Below are 14,438 nucleotides of genomic sequence, written 5' to 3' on the forward strand. Positions count from 1 at the left end.
AAAACCCGCCGAAATGTAGCTATTATCACCTGAATGGTACCATTTAAATGTTCAGAAGTGCTTTTAATTCCTGTAATTTGGAACGGGATAACGGAACCACGGCATCTTGACCTGTATTTAACCGCAAGCTGTAGCTATTCTTCGTCCAGGTAATAATCTCTCTTACTTTTTGCAGATTAACGATGTAGGAGCGGTGACACCTAAAAAAACCGAAATTCAACATTCTCTGCTCCAACTCGGTTAGCGTCAGAGCACAGTCGTAATTTTCCCCGCCCACATGAACAAGAATCGAACCATCTACACTTTCTATAAAATCGATTTCAGGCGGATTAAATAAAATCACTTTGTCATTTCGTTTGGTAGAGATCTTCTGCAAGGTGATATTGGGCTCGTCCTGTTTCTGTACTTCCTGCTTGTCCTCTTCGGAGTCCCGAATATCGAGTGAATGAAATCCGGACTCGTTCAACCGGTAAATGGCATCACAGGAAATTAGGGCATCCTCTAAATTCGAAGTTAGGATTAAAATCTGTTTTTCTTTCGAAAGGTCGTCCAGAATCCGTTTAAATTGACGGCGATCCTGCTCTTCCAGGTAAAAGTAGGGTTCCTCTAGTACTAGTACAGGCTGATGCGCGAAAAAGACACGCACCAAGGTCACATACATCCTTTTCGATGAGCTTAGATCTTTGATTTTCACCTTCCGCTCTTCTTTTAAAGAAAAATAATCCATCAACGAAGCGGCATATTCATTCCTCTCTGTTACTCTGATTAGAAAAGTGATTAGCTCTTCCACCGTTAAACGCATATACTCGTTTTGTTGAACCCGAAATAAATAATATCGGGAATGATCAACTAATTGATCCATTAAAAGCAGCTTTCGCTTCAAGTCCGTTATAATGCCAATCGATTGGTTCGATATCATATTTAATTCGATCTTTGGTAGAAGTAATTCCCCATTATAATAAATTGGTTGAAATTGCATGCCGTCCTCCAGGTCAATGCCTCTATAGGATATATATAACAATTATAATGTTGGGAGGCTTTTTTGTCAGTTTCTACTGAAAAATATAACAGTCTGTTATATTTAAAGGTTATCCAATATAACGAAAACTGCACACCAAGCTTTTTAGCTGAAACACTTAATGTAGCTCGTTCTGCAGTTACGAGTTTATCATCTAAAAATCAGCCCCGAATTCTCTGAAGAGTATCATCAAAAACAGTGCAATAATACAGTCTTTCCCACTAACCTTTCGCTAATTTGAAACAGTAGTTCCGGTGTTGAAGCATAAAGATCGTAGTATTTTGAATGGTGTTGATCATTTAGCAAAAATTCAGCTACATCGCTCATGAAGCATTCATTGTTGCCACTCTTAACTAATAGATACTGTCCATATGAATTGATAATAAGACTGCAGGTAGGGTTTTCGGCGTGATCAACAAACACTTTTCCAGATTGATTTTGCTCAATTACGGAATAAGCAAACACAGGTTCATATGCTAGGTTTTTCAATAAAGGCAGAACTTGAGCGTAATTTTCTTTAGATAATTCTATCATTTCATCTATCCCTTCTAAATCTACACTAACCTTACCCGTTAATTAAAAAGAATTGATTGCTCGAATGAATCAAATATCGTAAAATATCGTTTCACCGTCTAGGAAAGGCTTACAAACTTCAATTAAACCTGGCATTTGTTCACATAGCCACTTATGCGAATCTTTTTTACTTACTAGAAAAGCATAGTACCCAAATATCGCTAATAACATAAAACCCTCCAGCTGCTCAGTATCTAATCTTCTGGAAAAAATATTAGTGTAGCCAAATAATACAGCATCTCGCATTTCGCTTTTCATCATAAGGGCACCCATAGCCACGTCCATCGCGTAATATCCAAAACCCGATAAACCAAAATCAATGAATGAAATCCCTTTTGATGTGAGAATTAAGTTGCTATAGTTGATGTCGGCATGAATAAATCCCCAAGTCTCTTTCGTTTTGCTCAGTACTTTAATACGATCGTTTATCAACGAAAGTGTTTTTTCAAGAATATTAAAATCCATTGAAGTGATAATACCCATTTCTTTACCTGTTCTCAAATGGGTCAACATGGTATTTGTCCACTCTAACTCATATTTAGGTCTTATAAAACTTGAATCATGTTGATAGCTCATCGAAAACTGATGTAAATGTGCAATACGTGTCCCTAAGATACTGACTGTCTCCTCAGTGTTCAAATCTTGCTTGGACATGGTTTCCCCAAAAAGCCATTTTAAAACTGAACAATGTATTTCTTCTGTTTCAATGATGACGGTTGATACCAGTTCACCGTTTAGATTTGGAATAGGGATTTGAACAGGTAATTCAGAATGAGTCGACCAAGCTAACAGATATTCTAATTCCGATTGGATAGCCTCGCGTGTATTATGCACACCCTGCATGTTTTTTGTAATGGGTTTATGCATTCGCAACAAGTAAGTATTTTCAGATCCCTTTTCTGTTACTTTATATGTAATGTTTTCATTATGACGAATCAATTCTACGAAAGGATCAATAAAAGAATACTTCAGTAAAACTTTATTAAAGCACTTAGTATAATCCATAAAATATCACCTCATATTTTAGATAACAGAAAACCCTTATTCTTTCTTGAGTTATTCGATAACTGATTACTCTATCCTGCCCGTTAGTTGAACAAATAAAAAAAGACCGTACCGGTCTTTAATATAACTTCGAACACCCCATCTCATGTTACAATACAACCTGAACTCATATTTTACGAAGGCGGTTGATACTGTTGATTTACATCATCAAATTTGTATACAGCTTTGTGCTTCCTCCAGGACTTTTCATCCTACTTCTGCTCGGTCTTGTCATTTGGTTATGGAAAAAGAATCGTCGTCCAGCACTTGTTCTGCTTGGCGTTACACTGCTTATGTTTTTCTCCATGACTCCTTTAGTCAGCGATGCGTTAATCGGAGGTTTAGAACGAAAATATCCACAACCGGATACATTGCAAGGAGATGTCATTGTCGTGCTTGGTGGAGGCGCAAGCTCTGGGACACCGGATATTGATGGCGAGGGCAATTTATATGGATCAGCAGCGAATCGGCTAATTACAGCTGTACGACTACATAATACAAGTGGTTTACCCATCCTATTCTCTGGTGGACAAGTGTTCTCTGACAGCGGCAATGAAGCGGATATCGCCAAAAGACAACTCCTTGGTCTCGGTGTCCCCGAAGCGGATATCCTGACCGACAATCAATCCCTCAACACGGAGCAAAATGCAGTAAATACAGCCGCAATCCTACAAGAGAAAGGACTTAAGCATCCTGTTCTAGTCACTTCAGGCTTTCATATGCCCCGAGCGATGCAGCACTTCAAGAATGCAGGACTATCAGCGCAAGCTTATCCTACAGATTATATCGCCAGCGCTGAATTTTCGCTGCAGCCCTCAAAGTTCACTCCTTCGCCAGGAGCCATCTCCACTACAGGCTCAGCCTTGAAGGAGTATTTAGGTCTCCTTGCTGCTCATTTATTTAATTAGATCTATGAATTTTGCATTTATTACCCCAGCAAGAAGCTGCGGAGATACGTCCATTTGCTGACCAATCTTTCCAGCGCTGACGGCTATCGTTTCCAGCCCTTCTGCGCTGATGTCAATGAACGTTGGATACAGCTTTTTCATACCAACCGGTGAACATCCCCCACGGATATAACCTGTCCACTTCAGCAAATCCTTGACTGGCAGCATCTCAATCTTTTTCTCTCCGGCGGCCTTGGCCGCCTTTTTTAGATCCAGCTCCTCAGCAACTGGGATAACAAATACATAAAGATTTGCTCCGCTATGAGCGACCAAAGTTTTAAAAACCGTCTCTGCCGGCTTCCCAATCTTCTCCGCTACAGCCGTACCATGGATTAGTCCATCCTCATTGTCATAAAAAAACACTTCATATCCAATTTTCTTCGCATCTAGCATTCGCATCGCGTTGGTTTTGGTTACTGCCATATCTGACCTACCTCTCTATAATCTATTCGATAGTTTATGGTCAAAGAGGCCCCAAAGCCAACATGGCTCACAGGACCTCTTATTGCCGCGTTCCCATTAATCTCTGGGATAATTAACTTGCATAATATCCATAAACGGAACTTTTTCGATACCTTGGTTATTACTGATGTGTACTTTTCCAGTCCGCGAGTCCATTTCTACAATTGTTCCGCGCACCTGTTCTTCTTTTCCCCATACGGTCAATAAAATCTCAGAACTTTCTTGCTTAGCTTCAACTAACTGATTGCCTAGCTCCTCAAGTACAAACTCATCTCTTGTGGGCCGCTTGGCCACTTTTGCTTTTGCCACTCTACTCCTCCAATAAGCGATTACGGGTATTCAGTATACAAGCATAAACGCCTTCGGTGTCCTTATAAGGACACAATACGTATATGCAAGAAATATAAGACATAAATATTGCGTGAAACTTATACGTTCTTATATTTTAAAATACTAAGTATGAATGCTCTCGTTTATTATAACATGTTTCAGTTTAAGGCTCGAACCCCTTCTGGCTCAAGAACAGCTCATCCTCATTAAAAATATTCCGCAGTCCATCGTACACCTTATGATACGCAGATGGATCATACCAATCTTCAAGCTGAAGCTCTTCATAAAGGGAATAAATACCTAATCTCCGTGTCCGTTTGCCCCCACTGCCATCGCCCATAAAATAATCGTCGATACAGACTCTATCCACCAAACCCCTTAGGATCTCTGGAAAAGACGGACTGCTCGGCAATACCGGAGCGATGGTAGCTTGAACAGGAATACCCGCTTCACGCAGTAATTGCAGCGTCTTTAATCTTGCGGAAATGGGCGGAGCACTTGGTGTGAATTTTTTGCGAATATCTTCACGATCCGTCTCAACAGTCATACTCACACGAACCCTATCTTCTAAGCGTAACAGTAAATCTATATCTCTGCGTACGAGAGGACTGCGCGTCTGCACGAACAGAAAATCGGGCGGATTCTCTACCATAACCTCCAGCAAAGCTCTGGTTACCTGCTCCTTGTGCTCTATCGGTTGATATGGATCTGTACTAGAGGACATAAAGATGGAGACCGGTCCTTTGGACTTAGCTTTCTGGAGTTCTTTACGTAAAATAGCTGAAGCTTCTAGTTTGACGTCTACCCACGTTCCCCATTCCTCTTGGCGAAACAGTGAAACGGGCATTTGACGCACATAACAATAAGAACAGCCATAAGTACAGCCGGTATATGGATTTAAAGAATGACTATATCCGTTCAGATAACCCGTCCCTTTATTTAGTAAGGTCTTTGGAGTTTTGTACTGAATCTCATTATTCATAATTCTTGAGCAATCTTTCCACTTTCCAGATTAAGCAGCCTAGTCTTCATCTCTAATCCCCCGCGGTATCCAGTTAATGCTCCATTCTTGCCAATGACTCGGTGGCAGGGCACCGTAATTAGTATCGGATTAGCACCAATAGCCGTCCCTACCGCGCGTACTGCAGCAGGCTTTTGAATATGTGTAGCGATGTCCGAATAAGACCACGTTTGTCCATATGGAATTTCACATAACGCTTTCCACACTGCAAGTTGAAATAGAGTCCCGCGATAATCGAAAGGAATGCTGAATGCCTGCCGTTTCCCTTGCAAATATTCGATCAGTTCCTGTATATATGGCGCCATTTTCTCATCGTCCTGCACCAATTCACTTCCAGGAAATCGACGCGTAACCCACTCACTCATTTCTTCGAATGGCTTCTGCTGCGACCCCACATAACTTAATCCTTTCGCCGATGCTGCGATATAGAAGTTCCATTCCTTATAAGCTAGCAATGTCCAGTATATGATTGCATTTGGTCTACTCTCCATGTTTCTGTTCCTCCAAAATAAGTTCAGAATGTTTCGTTAATTCTACTTTGTTAAGCTGTCGATACTGCGTTGGGGTGTGCCCCGTTTTTTTCTTGAATAAGGTAATAAAATACGACGTATTTGGCAGACCCACATGTAATCCAATATCAGCTACTGCCCTCTCCGTGGAAACCAAGTATTCAGATGCCTGATCGATTCTCTTTTGCTGTATATAATCCACTGGAGTGATTCCTGTTACTTTCTTGAAGGTTCGATGCAGATGATAGGGACTTCCATGACAGACTTCAGCCAGCGTCTCAAGAGTAAGAGATTCCCTATAATGTATGTCGATATATTCAGTCATTACAGCCACCCATTCCTTATCCGGCAGCCGCTCACCCGTCGGTTTACATCTTTTACAGGGACGAAATCCAGATTCTAATGCTTGTTCTGCATTTTGAAAGATACGTGCATTCTCTCGATTAGGTGCTTTGGACTTACAGGAAGGTCGGCAAAAGATTCCCGTAGTCTTCACAGCATAAAAGAATTTATCGTTATAGGCTGCATCATTTTGCAAAATAGCCCGCCATTGCTCCTCAGTCATCTTTTCCACTTCTCCACTCCTATCCATACGCTTCACCTCTAAACCAAGTATACCCCGCTTCAGGGTCATCTGTACTCATTCTAGAATGTAAAAGCAAGATAGTGAAATGCAAGAATGGTGAGATTGCTCGTAATTACACTTTGTTTATCGAATCCGCACTTCCTTTGTCAACCGTGCAGGGAGCAGCAATTGGATCACGAATTACTCATAACAGGACTACCTGAACTGGAGGAATCAAAATGGAAATTCTGAAAACAAAGGATGCCGCAGAGCTGCTGTCAGTTAGCCAGACTACGATCAAACGTTGGGCTGCTATGTTCCCTGATTTTTTTCCAAAGGACCGGTTTGGCCACTATACATTCTCAGAGCAGCAAATCAGCTTGCTGAGTCATATTAAAGACTGCATTAATCACGGAGAACCACTAGAGAGTATTCAATTAATTGACTCGAATGAAAAGCAGATGTCTACGTCACCGCAAGCTCCACTTCATCCCACAGACGCTGAGCCTATGCAAGATATATTATCCCGGATTCATTATATTGAACGTACACTTGATCAAAAAGCCGACGAAGTAGTCATGATACAGTTGCTTCAGCAGCGTGAAGAGCTTGAGGATCTGCGGATAATGATCAAACAATTAGCAGCAACCCTCGAACCCATGCAAGCTTCAAAAGGCAACGTCTTCACATCTAACGAAGCTTCTCGTCCCGTTACTACTACAAGGTTGCCCTCTCCACCAAGGAAACGTGGTCTATTACGCTCATTCTTTTTCCTGTAAGCCTGAAACGCAAAAGAACCTACTTCTAACTAACGTTGAAGTAGGTTCTTTTTAAATATCGTAGGACACGCATGACAAAGTCAGCGATTAACGGTTAGGTAATCCCCTATTGCTTCTGCAATAAAGCGGAGCCTGCGATTCCTGGATGCGTCATTTCGTAAGGGTCCAGAATCAGATTGAGCTCTTCCTCGGATAGCACATTATACTTAAGGCACAATTCACGAACAGATTCTCCTGTCAAAATCGCCTCACGAGCAATACGAGAAACCACTTCGTAGCCCAAATGTGGGTTAACCGCGGTAATGATTCCGACACTCCGTTCCACATCCCGCTCGAGCTTCTCTTTATTGGCTTCAATACCCGCCAGACAGAAGTCTGTGAAGACTTGGAAGGAGTTGTTCATGATGCTGATGGACTGAATGAGATTGAACACTAGCACAGGCTCCATAACATTCAGCTCCAGTTGACCTGCTTGGGAAGCCAGACAGATCGTATGGTCATTTCCTATCACTTGAAAAGCCACCTGATTGATGACCTCCGCCATAACCGGATTAACTTTACCTGGCATAATGGAGGAACCAGGCTGGCGAGCAGGTAGTGAAATCTCATTAAACCCAGTCCGAGGACCCGAAGCCATGAGCCTAAGATCATTAGCAATCTTGGACATGTTCATCATGCAGACTTTTAGAGCAGCAGACACTTCTGTGTATGCATCGGTATTTTGCGTAGCATCCACAAGATGATCTGCGGTTACTAGCGGTAATCCACTTATTTCTGCCAAATGCTCTACAACCACTTCGATATAACGAGGGTCAGCATTTAATCCAGTTCCTACAGCGGTTGCCCCCATATTTACTTCATACAAATGATGACGTGTATGTTCAATACGTTTGATATCTCTCTCAAGCACTCTGCGATAAGCCTCGAACTCTTGGCCCAGACGAATCGGAACTGCATCTTGTAGATGTGTGCGTCCCATTTTAATAACCGGATCGAATTCCTTGGCTTTGTCTGCAAACACCCCATGCATTCTGCGCATAGTAATAAGTAGTTGTTCCAGAAGAGAAAGCGTCGCAATATGAATGGCCGTCGGGAATGCATCGTTAGTAGACTGCGCCATATTGACATGAGAGTTGGGACTTAAATGACGATAGTCTCCTTTGTCATGTCCAAGCAGCTCTAATGCTCGGTTAGCAATAACTTCATTGGCATTCATATTTAACGAGGTACCTGCACCACCCTGTATAGGGTCTACAATAAATTGTTCGTGCCATTGACCTTCGATGATCTCATCCGCTGCTTTAACAACAACTTCTCCAAGCCCACGATAGAGCCTGCCAATTTCCATATTTGCAAGCGCAGCGGCTTTTTTTACGATCCCCATCGCTTTGATTAATTCACTGTGCACTCTATAACCCGTAATTGGAAAATTCTCTACTGCACGTAATGTCTGAATCCCATAGTATGCGTTCTTATCTACTTGTTTGCTGCCTAGAAAATCATTTTCTACACGAAATTCAGTTCCTGTCACAGTAAATCCCTCGCATTCTTTGAGTTAGGTTTGATCGGATTTAAGAAAGCGTATTCATTCATTTGTCTCACTTAGATATTAACCTTTATTGTGATAAATGTCTCTCAGAAATTTAGGGATTAATGTAATTAATTACAAATAAGATTGTGAAAGCCTTGCCCTTAAAGGAAACCTGATTTTTATTAGGAGTGAATTTCCAATTGAAGCTGTAGCATAGTATGCGCATTTATAATATAAAAAAGCCGACCTTAAGGTCGACTCACTCCAAACTTTACTCACAATTATGTTGAGTTCTTATTAAACCGTATAGTTCTCCAAGGAGATCTTCGCACCATTCAGTAAAGCACGCGGTTGCTCTGACTCACTCTCCAACCTCAAATGCAATCTTTCCCCATTACTGGTGGTATAATGAGCCGAAAATCCGTCTCCCATCTCGAACTTTGGTTCATTATGGGCCATAGCTATTACGAATGCATCCAGTCCGATGATGCCACGCTCAGCAGACTCCTTTACTCCGATCGCCTCAACAACCACCCCGCCCGGCATCCCAGCTGATGATACCTCAATGTATCCTGGCCGTTCCTGCAGTTGATAGGGATGAGATAAATAAATTGCGAAATAGACGTCGTCAACCTGACCGAACAAGGCATTCGGGTCTTGCATCCAATCACCATGGGGGAGCACACCGATGACCGTATTCTTTTCACCCTGAGGAATAGGAAATAAAGAAACAATAACATTCTTGTGATAAAGGACCTCCATGTAACGACTCTGATGGCGCGGATCTCCCTCATCGTAGCCTTGACCCGGGTGGAAGAAATATAGCTGGTTGGACCCTCCCTCTCCATCCACAGGCAATGAAAAAGCCCAACGGAGCTGCTCATTATCGAATTCCTCTACTCGTTCCCACATCCCACCTGCGGCAAAATCCTCTGTAATATAAGCATAGGAATGAAGCAACGGTTGATCATTTGAATCCGTTGGGATTACTTTCTGTGTAATCTTGGTGACTTCCACTGGCGTCTGGCGATTCATTGCAGCTGTTAATACCTCATCTGGTGCTTCATAGAATAGGAGTCCAGCATATTCCGTGCGCGGCATTGCCTCTGGAAGCTTGAAGTCCCCGAATTGAACATAGTCATGAAGCACATTAGCGTCACCTGGTACATCATGTGGCCACCCCCTAGAATGCGCACCCACCCAAGCTCCACGCAAATAAAAATCTGCACGTACTTTCCAAAGATGGTCAAGCATTTCCTTAAGCGTAGTTATTAGATCCGTATCCTCTGCTGGGACAAGCTCCAAAGCGCAGGTAAACGCTTGCACCCAATGCCAGAACCACGGAAGACTACCATATTCAGGCATGCCTTTGGAGCGAATATACGCTAGCGTACGCTTCAGACTTTGCCGGCCATCTTCAACTAATATTTCATCTGCAAACATAGTACCAAAAATCAGCTTTGCTGCAGTATATTTCGCTTCATGATGTCCAAAGGTTACTACCGGCTTTCGGAAGAAATCACTCCGATAAATATGCCCAAATGCTGTATTCAGGACAATACGAAGCTGAGCGTTTAGTGCTCCACCATATCTTTTGCAAAAGTAAGCCATCAGACTGCCCATAATTTCCACAGGCAACTCATGCGGTGACGCTTCTCGCGGAATCGGATTCAATCCAAGCGGCCAGTGCCCGTAAAGCTCCGTACCGGCTTGTCGATTCTGAAGCAATAATGTCTCCAATAGCACATCCTGTGCCTTCTGCTTCGCTTGTTCACGATCAAAAGGCAATGCCAGAGAATCATCTACTGCAGCTGCAAAAAGATACGAGCCATAATAAAAGTTATTCCGCACATCATCGTGAAACCAGAGTCCACTCTCCAGCAGAGGTCGCCGCTCCGCTTCCAACGCTATTTTGATAATAATTTCTTGCTGACGCTCCTCTTTACTACTCTGAATACCCTTCGACTCCAGCATTAAAGTTCAACCTCCCACATCTCAATTTTCAATAGTATGATAACAATCCTATAAATGAGAACTAAGCATTTTAGCTCTATTGTGCACACTTTTCGTTCATTTGGCAATTATAAAAACCTATTAAACAAACTTAAGTGAACAGTGTTAATAAAAATTACACTTGTAAAATGAACATAAATGGAGTAAATTGTACCTATACGAACTAAAAATATGCTTGTTAAGGAGATTGAATATTCCATGGAAAGACGTTTCGCATCCCATCCTAATGAAGTTAAGCAGTTTGACACTGAGCGCCTCCGTAAGGAATTCCACATTCCTGTCATTTTTGCACCAGATGAGCTGAAGCTTGTACTTACCCATGAAGATCGCATGATCGTTGGCGGCGCTAATCCTGTTAAAGAAGAAGTTGTACTTACAACTGACCTTAAAGAGCTTGGGGTTACTTACTTCTTGGAACGCCGTGAGCTGGGGATCATCAATGTTGGCGGTAAAGGTTCGGTTGTTGTTGATGGTACAGAATATGAAGTAGATTTCAAAGAATGTCTATATGTTGGTCAAGGTTCTAAAGATGTTATTTTCAAAAGTGCAGACGCTTCCAAGCCCGCCAAATTTTATTTTAATTCTGCTCCTGCTCATCAATCTTACCCAACTACCAAAACTACACTGGCTGAATCGGAATCCGGTGCGATGGGCGGTTTGGAGAACTCCAACGAGCGTACAATCCACCGCTTCATTCATACTAATGGCGTACAAAGCGCTCAGCTAGTTATGGGTATGACTCAACTGAAGCCAGGTAGCATGTGGAATACGATGCCAGCACATACACATCCACGCCGGATGGAAGCTTATTTCTATTTCGATCTACCGGACGATTCCGTTGTGTTCCACTTGATGGGAGAGCCAAATGAAACTCGCCATATCGTAATGCAAAATGAGCAAGCGGTTATTTCTCCAAGCTGGTCCATCCACAGTGGTGTTGGTACTCATAACTATACTTTTATCTGGAGTATGGCAGGCGATAATAAAAGATATGATGATATGGACCCCGTATCCATGAAAGAACTACAATAGAGATAAATCAATTACGGAAAGCTGAGGCAAGCGGATGAACCCGATACGACGACATGAGATGATTATGGAAGTTATGCTGAACCAAAAAGATGTAACGGTGAATGAACTGAGCGATAAGCTACAGGTTACCGGAAAAACAATTCGTGAGGATTTAAGCAAGCTGGAGGAGCAAGGACTGATCGTACGTGTACATGGCGGAGCTGTGCTGGCACAAAGTGACCAGTTTGGTATATTGCCCTCTAAGGATCCACTGGATAAGTATTCAGACGAAAAAACGGAGATCGCCTTGCGCGCGCTTGCTCATATTGAACAGGACGATATTATAGCTCTTGACGGTGGGAGCACAACGCTTGAAATTGCTCGACGCCTGGACAATATGCCTCTAACGGTAGTCACCAATGATGTATACATCATCAGCGAACTGGTTCCCAAAGATCATATTCGTCTGGTCGTTCCCGGGGGTTACCGTGTCCGCAATATGTTAGCCGGCCCTGAAGCCGTCTCTTATGTACAACAGCTTAATATTCAAAAAGCATTTTTGTCCTCGACAGCTGTTCATATTGAACATGGACTTTCCATTTATACAGGAGATTTAATTGAATTCAAACAAGCACTTGTATCTACAGCCCGTAAGGTTTTCGCGGTTGTGGATCATCATAAATTCGGCCAAACGGCGCTGCGTACATTCGCTTCTCTGCAGGAGGTTGACGTTATCTTGACAGATAAAGGACTCTCCCCAGAAACGGTAGAACAGTTCCGCAGTGCAGGCATTGCCATTGAATGTGAGTAATAACGAAATAAAATCCATCTTAAAATAAGGGGCGTAATTTATATGTCATCATCATTATTCAGCTTGGCAGGTAAAACAGCACTCGTAACCGGTGCAGCTCAAGGTCTTGGACAAGGCATTGCCCTTGCCTTCGCAGAAGCAGGTGCGGATATTGCATCCGTATCGCTTAATACAAGTCAAGAAACCGTAAACGCTGCAAAAGCCTTTGGCGTAAAAGCGGTTAGCATCGAATCTGACTTAAGTGATCATAGCAACCTGCAAAACACATTTGACCAAGCACTTGAGCTGACTGGTCATGTTGACATTCTCGTGAACTGTGCAGGGATGATCCGCCGTACTCCAGCAAAAGACCATAGTGAAAAAGACTGGTTTGATGTTATTAACCTAAACTTGAACACAGTGTTCCTTCTGTCTCAGATCGCTGGCCGCCACTTCCTGGAAAGAGGATCCGGCAAAATTATTAACATTGCCTCCATGCTCTCCTATCAAGGCGGAATCAATGTCCCTGGCTACACCGCGAGCAAACACGGTGTTGCTGGTCTTACTAAAGCTTTCGCCAATGAATGGGCAGGCTCTGGTCTGAACATCAATGCGATTGCACCGGGCTACATGGCGACTGAAAATACAGCTCCAATCCGCGCCGACCAAAGTCGTTCGGACGCTATCTTAGATCGTATTCCAGCTGCACGTTGGGGAACACCTGATGATGTTAAAGGACCTGCTGTATTCTTGGCTTCCGCAGCTTCCGACTATTTGAATGGTCACATTCTTAATGTGGACGGCGGATGGATGGCTAGATAAATAACCTAAAATATTTAACCCGCTGCCTGTGGCAGCGGGTTATTTTTACTTAAACAAGCTTGGAATAAATTCCCTATCAAATTCACTAGTGATTTTAAAATTCCCCGAGCTGTACTTACTCTCACTAGCAAGATTGGTCATATACAAGAAATTGGTGTCCGTGATACTCATTCCAAACCTCATGCTTTTATTTACAATTATACTTATCCAATAGATTTCCGTAGATTTATCAGAAGCATTACTTCTTCTTAATTTCATATCAGAGAATTCATGTATTATCTGTTCAATTTCTTGAGGATCAATAATTTTCACATGTTCGTCATTAGACGATTTAAGAATATCGATGGATGTGATTTCTGTGGCATCGATTTGGTCCAGCACAAGATTGTTAAATGAATTATAACTATGATATAGCGTAACGCTCCAAAGGATAATAATAATTGCTAAAGGAATTAGGATGAGCACGTAACGTTTTTTCATGATTACAAGCCCTCTATCTCCACAAATTCTCCCGGATGTGACCGAATATACTCGCCAATTAACCGGTGGCTGTCTGCGGCAATGTTCTGAAATCGTTCAAACAAACCACTCATCTCACTCAACAACTCAGGATCACGCTCGAGATCCGTGATGGCAGCATCAACCCACTGTAATCCAAGTCTATTGTTTCTTTCTTCGAGAAATGCCTTTGTTTCCTGAAGCAAAAAGAACATTTCCTCATCGCCAAAAAATCGTATGCCTCCTATCACTCCTGTCCAATACCCCGGTAGGTCTTGCATGTAAGAAATCCAAGCATAATACTCCCCTTCGGAATTACGGCTGTGATCATGCATTACTCTGAACATACAAAGCGCTTTCTGTCCATCTGTGAGCTTTGAGATCACTTCGGATTTGATCGATGGTGATTTTGCGCGAATCTGCTGAAAGGTAGGCTCCATACAGGCCCAGCCTAGTCTTTCATCACTTAAAGTGTCCAATTCCTTCTGCTTCATGGTTACTAAATTCATTTAACTCCTCCTTTGA

At 42.5% G+C, this 14,438-nt stretch carries 17 protein-coding genes; 5 read left to right on the plus strand and 12 right to left on the minus strand.

Annotation, left to right across the window (positions count from 1 at the left end; all coding sequences use genetic code 11):
* Window positions 1–43: 43 nt before the first annotated feature.
* The 3 genes from QNH28_RS17690 to QNH28_RS17700 all read right to left on the minus strand — a co-directional run bounded on the left by QNH28_RS17690 (window position 44) and on the right by QNH28_RS17700 (window position 2,596).
* Window positions 44–979 (minus strand): LytTR family transcriptional regulator DNA-binding domain-containing protein, encoded by a 936-nt coding sequence (locus tag QNH28_RS17690; RefSeq protein ID WP_283907856.1) that lies wholly within the window; start codon window positions 977–979, stop codon window positions 44–46.
* A 228-nt stretch (window positions 980–1,207) separates the two neighbouring features.
* The gene (locus QNH28_RS17695; protein WP_283907857.1) at window positions 1,208–1,552 is read right to left on the minus strand and encodes a hypothetical protein; all 345 of its coding nucleotides are present in this window, start codon (window positions 1,550–1,552) and stop codon (window positions 1,208–1,210) included.
* A gap of 69 nt (window positions 1,553–1,621) precedes the next feature.
* Entirely contained in the window at window positions 1,622–2,596 is a 975-nt protein-coding gene (locus tag QNH28_RS17700) for a phosphotransferase enzyme family protein (RefSeq protein WP_283907858.1), read from the minus strand.
* 194 nt (window positions 2,597–2,790) lie between these two features.
* Here QNH28_RS17700 and QNH28_RS17705 point away from each other — a divergent pair, with 194 nt between their 5' ends.
* Window positions 2,791–3,543, plus strand: coding sequence for a YdcF family protein (locus tag QNH28_RS17705; protein WP_283907859.1), 753 nt, complete (start codon window positions 2,791–2,793; stop codon window positions 3,541–3,543).
* On the opposite strand, the gene ybaK is transcribed toward QNH28_RS17705, so the two are convergent.
* The 5 genes from ybaK to QNH28_RS17730 form a co-directional block, all read right to left on the minus strand.
* Entirely contained in the window at window positions 3,532–4,005 is a 474-nt protein-coding gene (ybaK, locus tag QNH28_RS17710) for a Cys-tRNA(Pro) deacylase (protein ID WP_283907860.1), read from the minus strand. The genes QNH28_RS17705 and ybaK overlap by 12 nt on opposite strands.
* A 96-nt stretch (window positions 4,006–4,101) precedes the next feature.
* Window positions 4,102–4,353, minus strand: coding sequence for a YolD-like family protein (locus tag QNH28_RS17715; RefSeq protein ID WP_283907861.1), 252 nt, complete (start codon window positions 4,351–4,353; stop codon window positions 4,102–4,104).
* A 184-nt stretch (window positions 4,354–4,537) separates the two neighbouring features.
* Window positions 4,538–5,356 (minus strand): SPL family radical SAM protein, encoded by an 819-nt coding sequence (locus QNH28_RS17720; RefSeq protein WP_283907862.1) that lies wholly within the window; start codon window positions 5,354–5,356, stop codon window positions 4,538–4,540.
* Window positions 5,353–5,886 (minus strand): methylated-DNA--[protein]-cysteine S-methyltransferase, encoded by a 534-nt coding sequence (locus tag QNH28_RS17725; protein WP_283907863.1) that lies wholly within the window; start codon window positions 5,884–5,886, stop codon window positions 5,353–5,355. Before QNH28_RS17725 ends, QNH28_RS17720 begins: the two co-directional genes overlap by 4 nt.
* Window positions 5,876–6,496: a bifunctional transcriptional activator/DNA repair enzyme AdaA gene (locus QNH28_RS17730; RefSeq protein WP_481858324.1), complete on the minus strand. Its 621-nt coding sequence runs from the start codon at window positions 6,494–6,496 to the stop codon at window positions 5,876–5,878. The genes QNH28_RS17725 and QNH28_RS17730 overlap by 11 nt, the downstream gene beginning before the upstream one ends.
* 212 nt (window positions 6,497–6,708) lie before the next feature.
* On the opposite strand from QNH28_RS17730, the gene QNH28_RS17735 reads away from it, so the two are divergent.
* Window positions 6,709–7,248: a MerR family transcriptional regulator gene (locus QNH28_RS17735; protein ID WP_283907864.1), complete on the plus strand. Its 540-nt coding sequence runs from the start codon at window positions 6,709–6,711 to the stop codon at window positions 7,246–7,248.
* A 106-nt stretch (window positions 7,249–7,354) separates the two neighbouring features.
* On the opposite strand, the gene aspA is transcribed toward QNH28_RS17735, so the two are convergent.
* Complete coding sequence (gene aspA, locus QNH28_RS17740; RefSeq protein ID WP_283907865.1) at window positions 7,355–8,779, minus strand: aspartate ammonia-lyase; 1,425 nt, start codon at window positions 8,777–8,779, stop codon at window positions 7,355–7,357.
* 297 nt (window positions 8,780–9,076) lie between these two features.
* Entirely contained in the window at window positions 9,077–10,753 is a 1,677-nt protein-coding gene (locus QNH28_RS17745; protein WP_283907866.1) for a hypothetical protein, read from the minus strand.
* A gap of 237 nt (window positions 10,754–10,990) precedes the next feature.
* Here QNH28_RS17745 and kduI point away from each other — a divergent pair, with 237 nt between their 5' ends.
* From kduI to kduD, 3 genes are read left to right on the plus strand one after another with little or no spacing between them, the layout of a single operon-like run.
* The gene (kduI, locus tag QNH28_RS17750; protein WP_283907867.1) at window positions 10,991–11,824 is read left to right on the plus strand and encodes a 5-dehydro-4-deoxy-D-glucuronate isomerase; all 834 of its coding nucleotides are present in this window, start codon (window positions 10,991–10,993) and stop codon (window positions 11,822–11,824) included.
* 34 nt (window positions 11,825–11,858) lie between these two features.
* Window positions 11,859–12,614, plus strand: a complete 756-nt coding sequence (locus tag QNH28_RS17755) for a DeoR/GlpR family DNA-binding transcription regulator (RefSeq protein WP_283907868.1) — start codon at window positions 11,859–11,861, stop codon at window positions 12,612–12,614.
* Between the two features lie 42 nt (window positions 12,615–12,656).
* Window positions 12,657–13,415, plus strand: coding sequence for a 2-dehydro-3-deoxy-D-gluconate 5-dehydrogenase KduD (gene kduD / locus QNH28_RS17760; RefSeq protein WP_283907869.1), 759 nt, complete (start codon window positions 12,657–12,659; stop codon window positions 13,413–13,415).
* A gap of 45 nt (window positions 13,416–13,460) precedes the next feature.
* Here kduD and QNH28_RS17765 read toward each other — a convergent pair whose 3' ends face one another.
* Together QNH28_RS17765 and QNH28_RS17770 are read right to left on the minus strand one after the other, a co-directional pair.
* A complete protein-coding gene (locus QNH28_RS17765) occupies window positions 13,461–13,895 on the minus strand; it encodes a DUF5301 domain-containing protein (protein ID WP_283907870.1) in 435 nt (144 codons plus the stop codon).
* A 2-nt stretch (window positions 13,896–13,897) separates the two neighbouring features.
* Window positions 13,898–14,422: a hypothetical protein gene (locus QNH28_RS17770; RefSeq protein ID WP_283907871.1), complete on the minus strand. Its 525-nt coding sequence runs from the start codon at window positions 14,420–14,422 to the stop codon at window positions 13,898–13,900.
* Window positions 14,423–14,438 lie beyond the last annotated feature (16 nt).

The sequence above is a fragment of the Paenibacillus sp. G2S3 genome, from assembly GCF_030123105.1.
Classification (GTDB): Bacteria; Bacillota; Bacilli; order Paenibacillales; family Paenibacillaceae; genus Paenibacillus_AQ.

What these genes read in the sequence shown, in the direction of transcription:
- QNH28_RS17690 (WP_283907856.1), bottom strand. Translation starts at nt 979, where the DNA reads ATGCAATTTCAACCAATTTATTATAATGGGGAATTACTTCTACCAAAG.
- QNH28_RS17695 (WP_283907857.1), bottom strand. Translation starts at nt 1,552, where the DNA reads ATGATAGAATTATCTAAAGAAAATTACGCTCAAGTTCTGCCTTTATTG.
- QNH28_RS17700 (WP_283907858.1), bottom strand. Translation starts at nt 2,596, where the DNA reads ATGGATTATACTAAGTGCTTTAATAAAGTTTTACTGAAGTATTCTTTT.
- ybaK (WP_283907860.1), bottom strand. Translation starts at nt 4,005, where the DNA reads ATGGCAGTAACCAAAACCAACGCGATGCGAATGCTAGATGCGAAGAAA.
- QNH28_RS17720 (WP_283907862.1), bottom strand. Translation starts at nt 5,356, where the DNA reads ATGAATAATGAGATTCAGTACAAAACTCCAAAGACCTTACTAAATAAA.
- QNH28_RS17725 (WP_283907863.1), bottom strand. Translation starts at nt 5,886, where the DNA reads ATGGAGAGTAGACCAAATGCAATCATATACTGGACATTGCTAGCTTAT.
- QNH28_RS17730 (WP_481858324.1), bottom strand. Translation starts at nt 6,496, where the DNA reads ATGGATAGGAGTGGAGAAGTGGAAAAGATGACTGAGGAGCAATGGCGG.
- QNH28_RS17735 (WP_283907864.1), top strand. Translation starts at nt 6,709, where the DNA reads ATGGAAATTCTGAAAACAAAGGATGCCGCAGAGCTGCTGTCAGTTAGC.
- QNH28_RS17745 (WP_283907866.1), bottom strand. Translation starts at nt 10,753, where the DNA reads ATGCTGGAGTCGAAGGGTATTCAGAGTAGTAAAGAGGAGCGTCAGCAA.
- kduI (WP_283907867.1), top strand. Translation starts at nt 10,991, where the DNA reads ATGGAAAGACGTTTCGCATCCCATCCTAATGAAGTTAAGCAGTTTGAC.
- QNH28_RS17755 (WP_283907868.1), top strand. Translation starts at nt 11,859, where the DNA reads ATGAACCCGATACGACGACATGAGATGATTATGGAAGTTATGCTGAAC.
- kduD (WP_283907869.1), top strand. Translation starts at nt 12,657, where the DNA reads ATGTCATCATCATTATTCAGCTTGGCAGGTAAAACAGCACTCGTAACC.
- QNH28_RS17765 (WP_283907870.1), bottom strand. Translation starts at nt 13,895, where the DNA reads ATGAAAAAACGTTACGTGCTCATCCTAATTCCTTTAGCAATTATTATT.
- QNH28_RS17770 (WP_283907871.1), bottom strand. Translation starts at nt 14,422, where the DNA reads ATGAATTTAGTAACCATGAAGCAGAAGGAATTGGACACTTTAAGTGAT.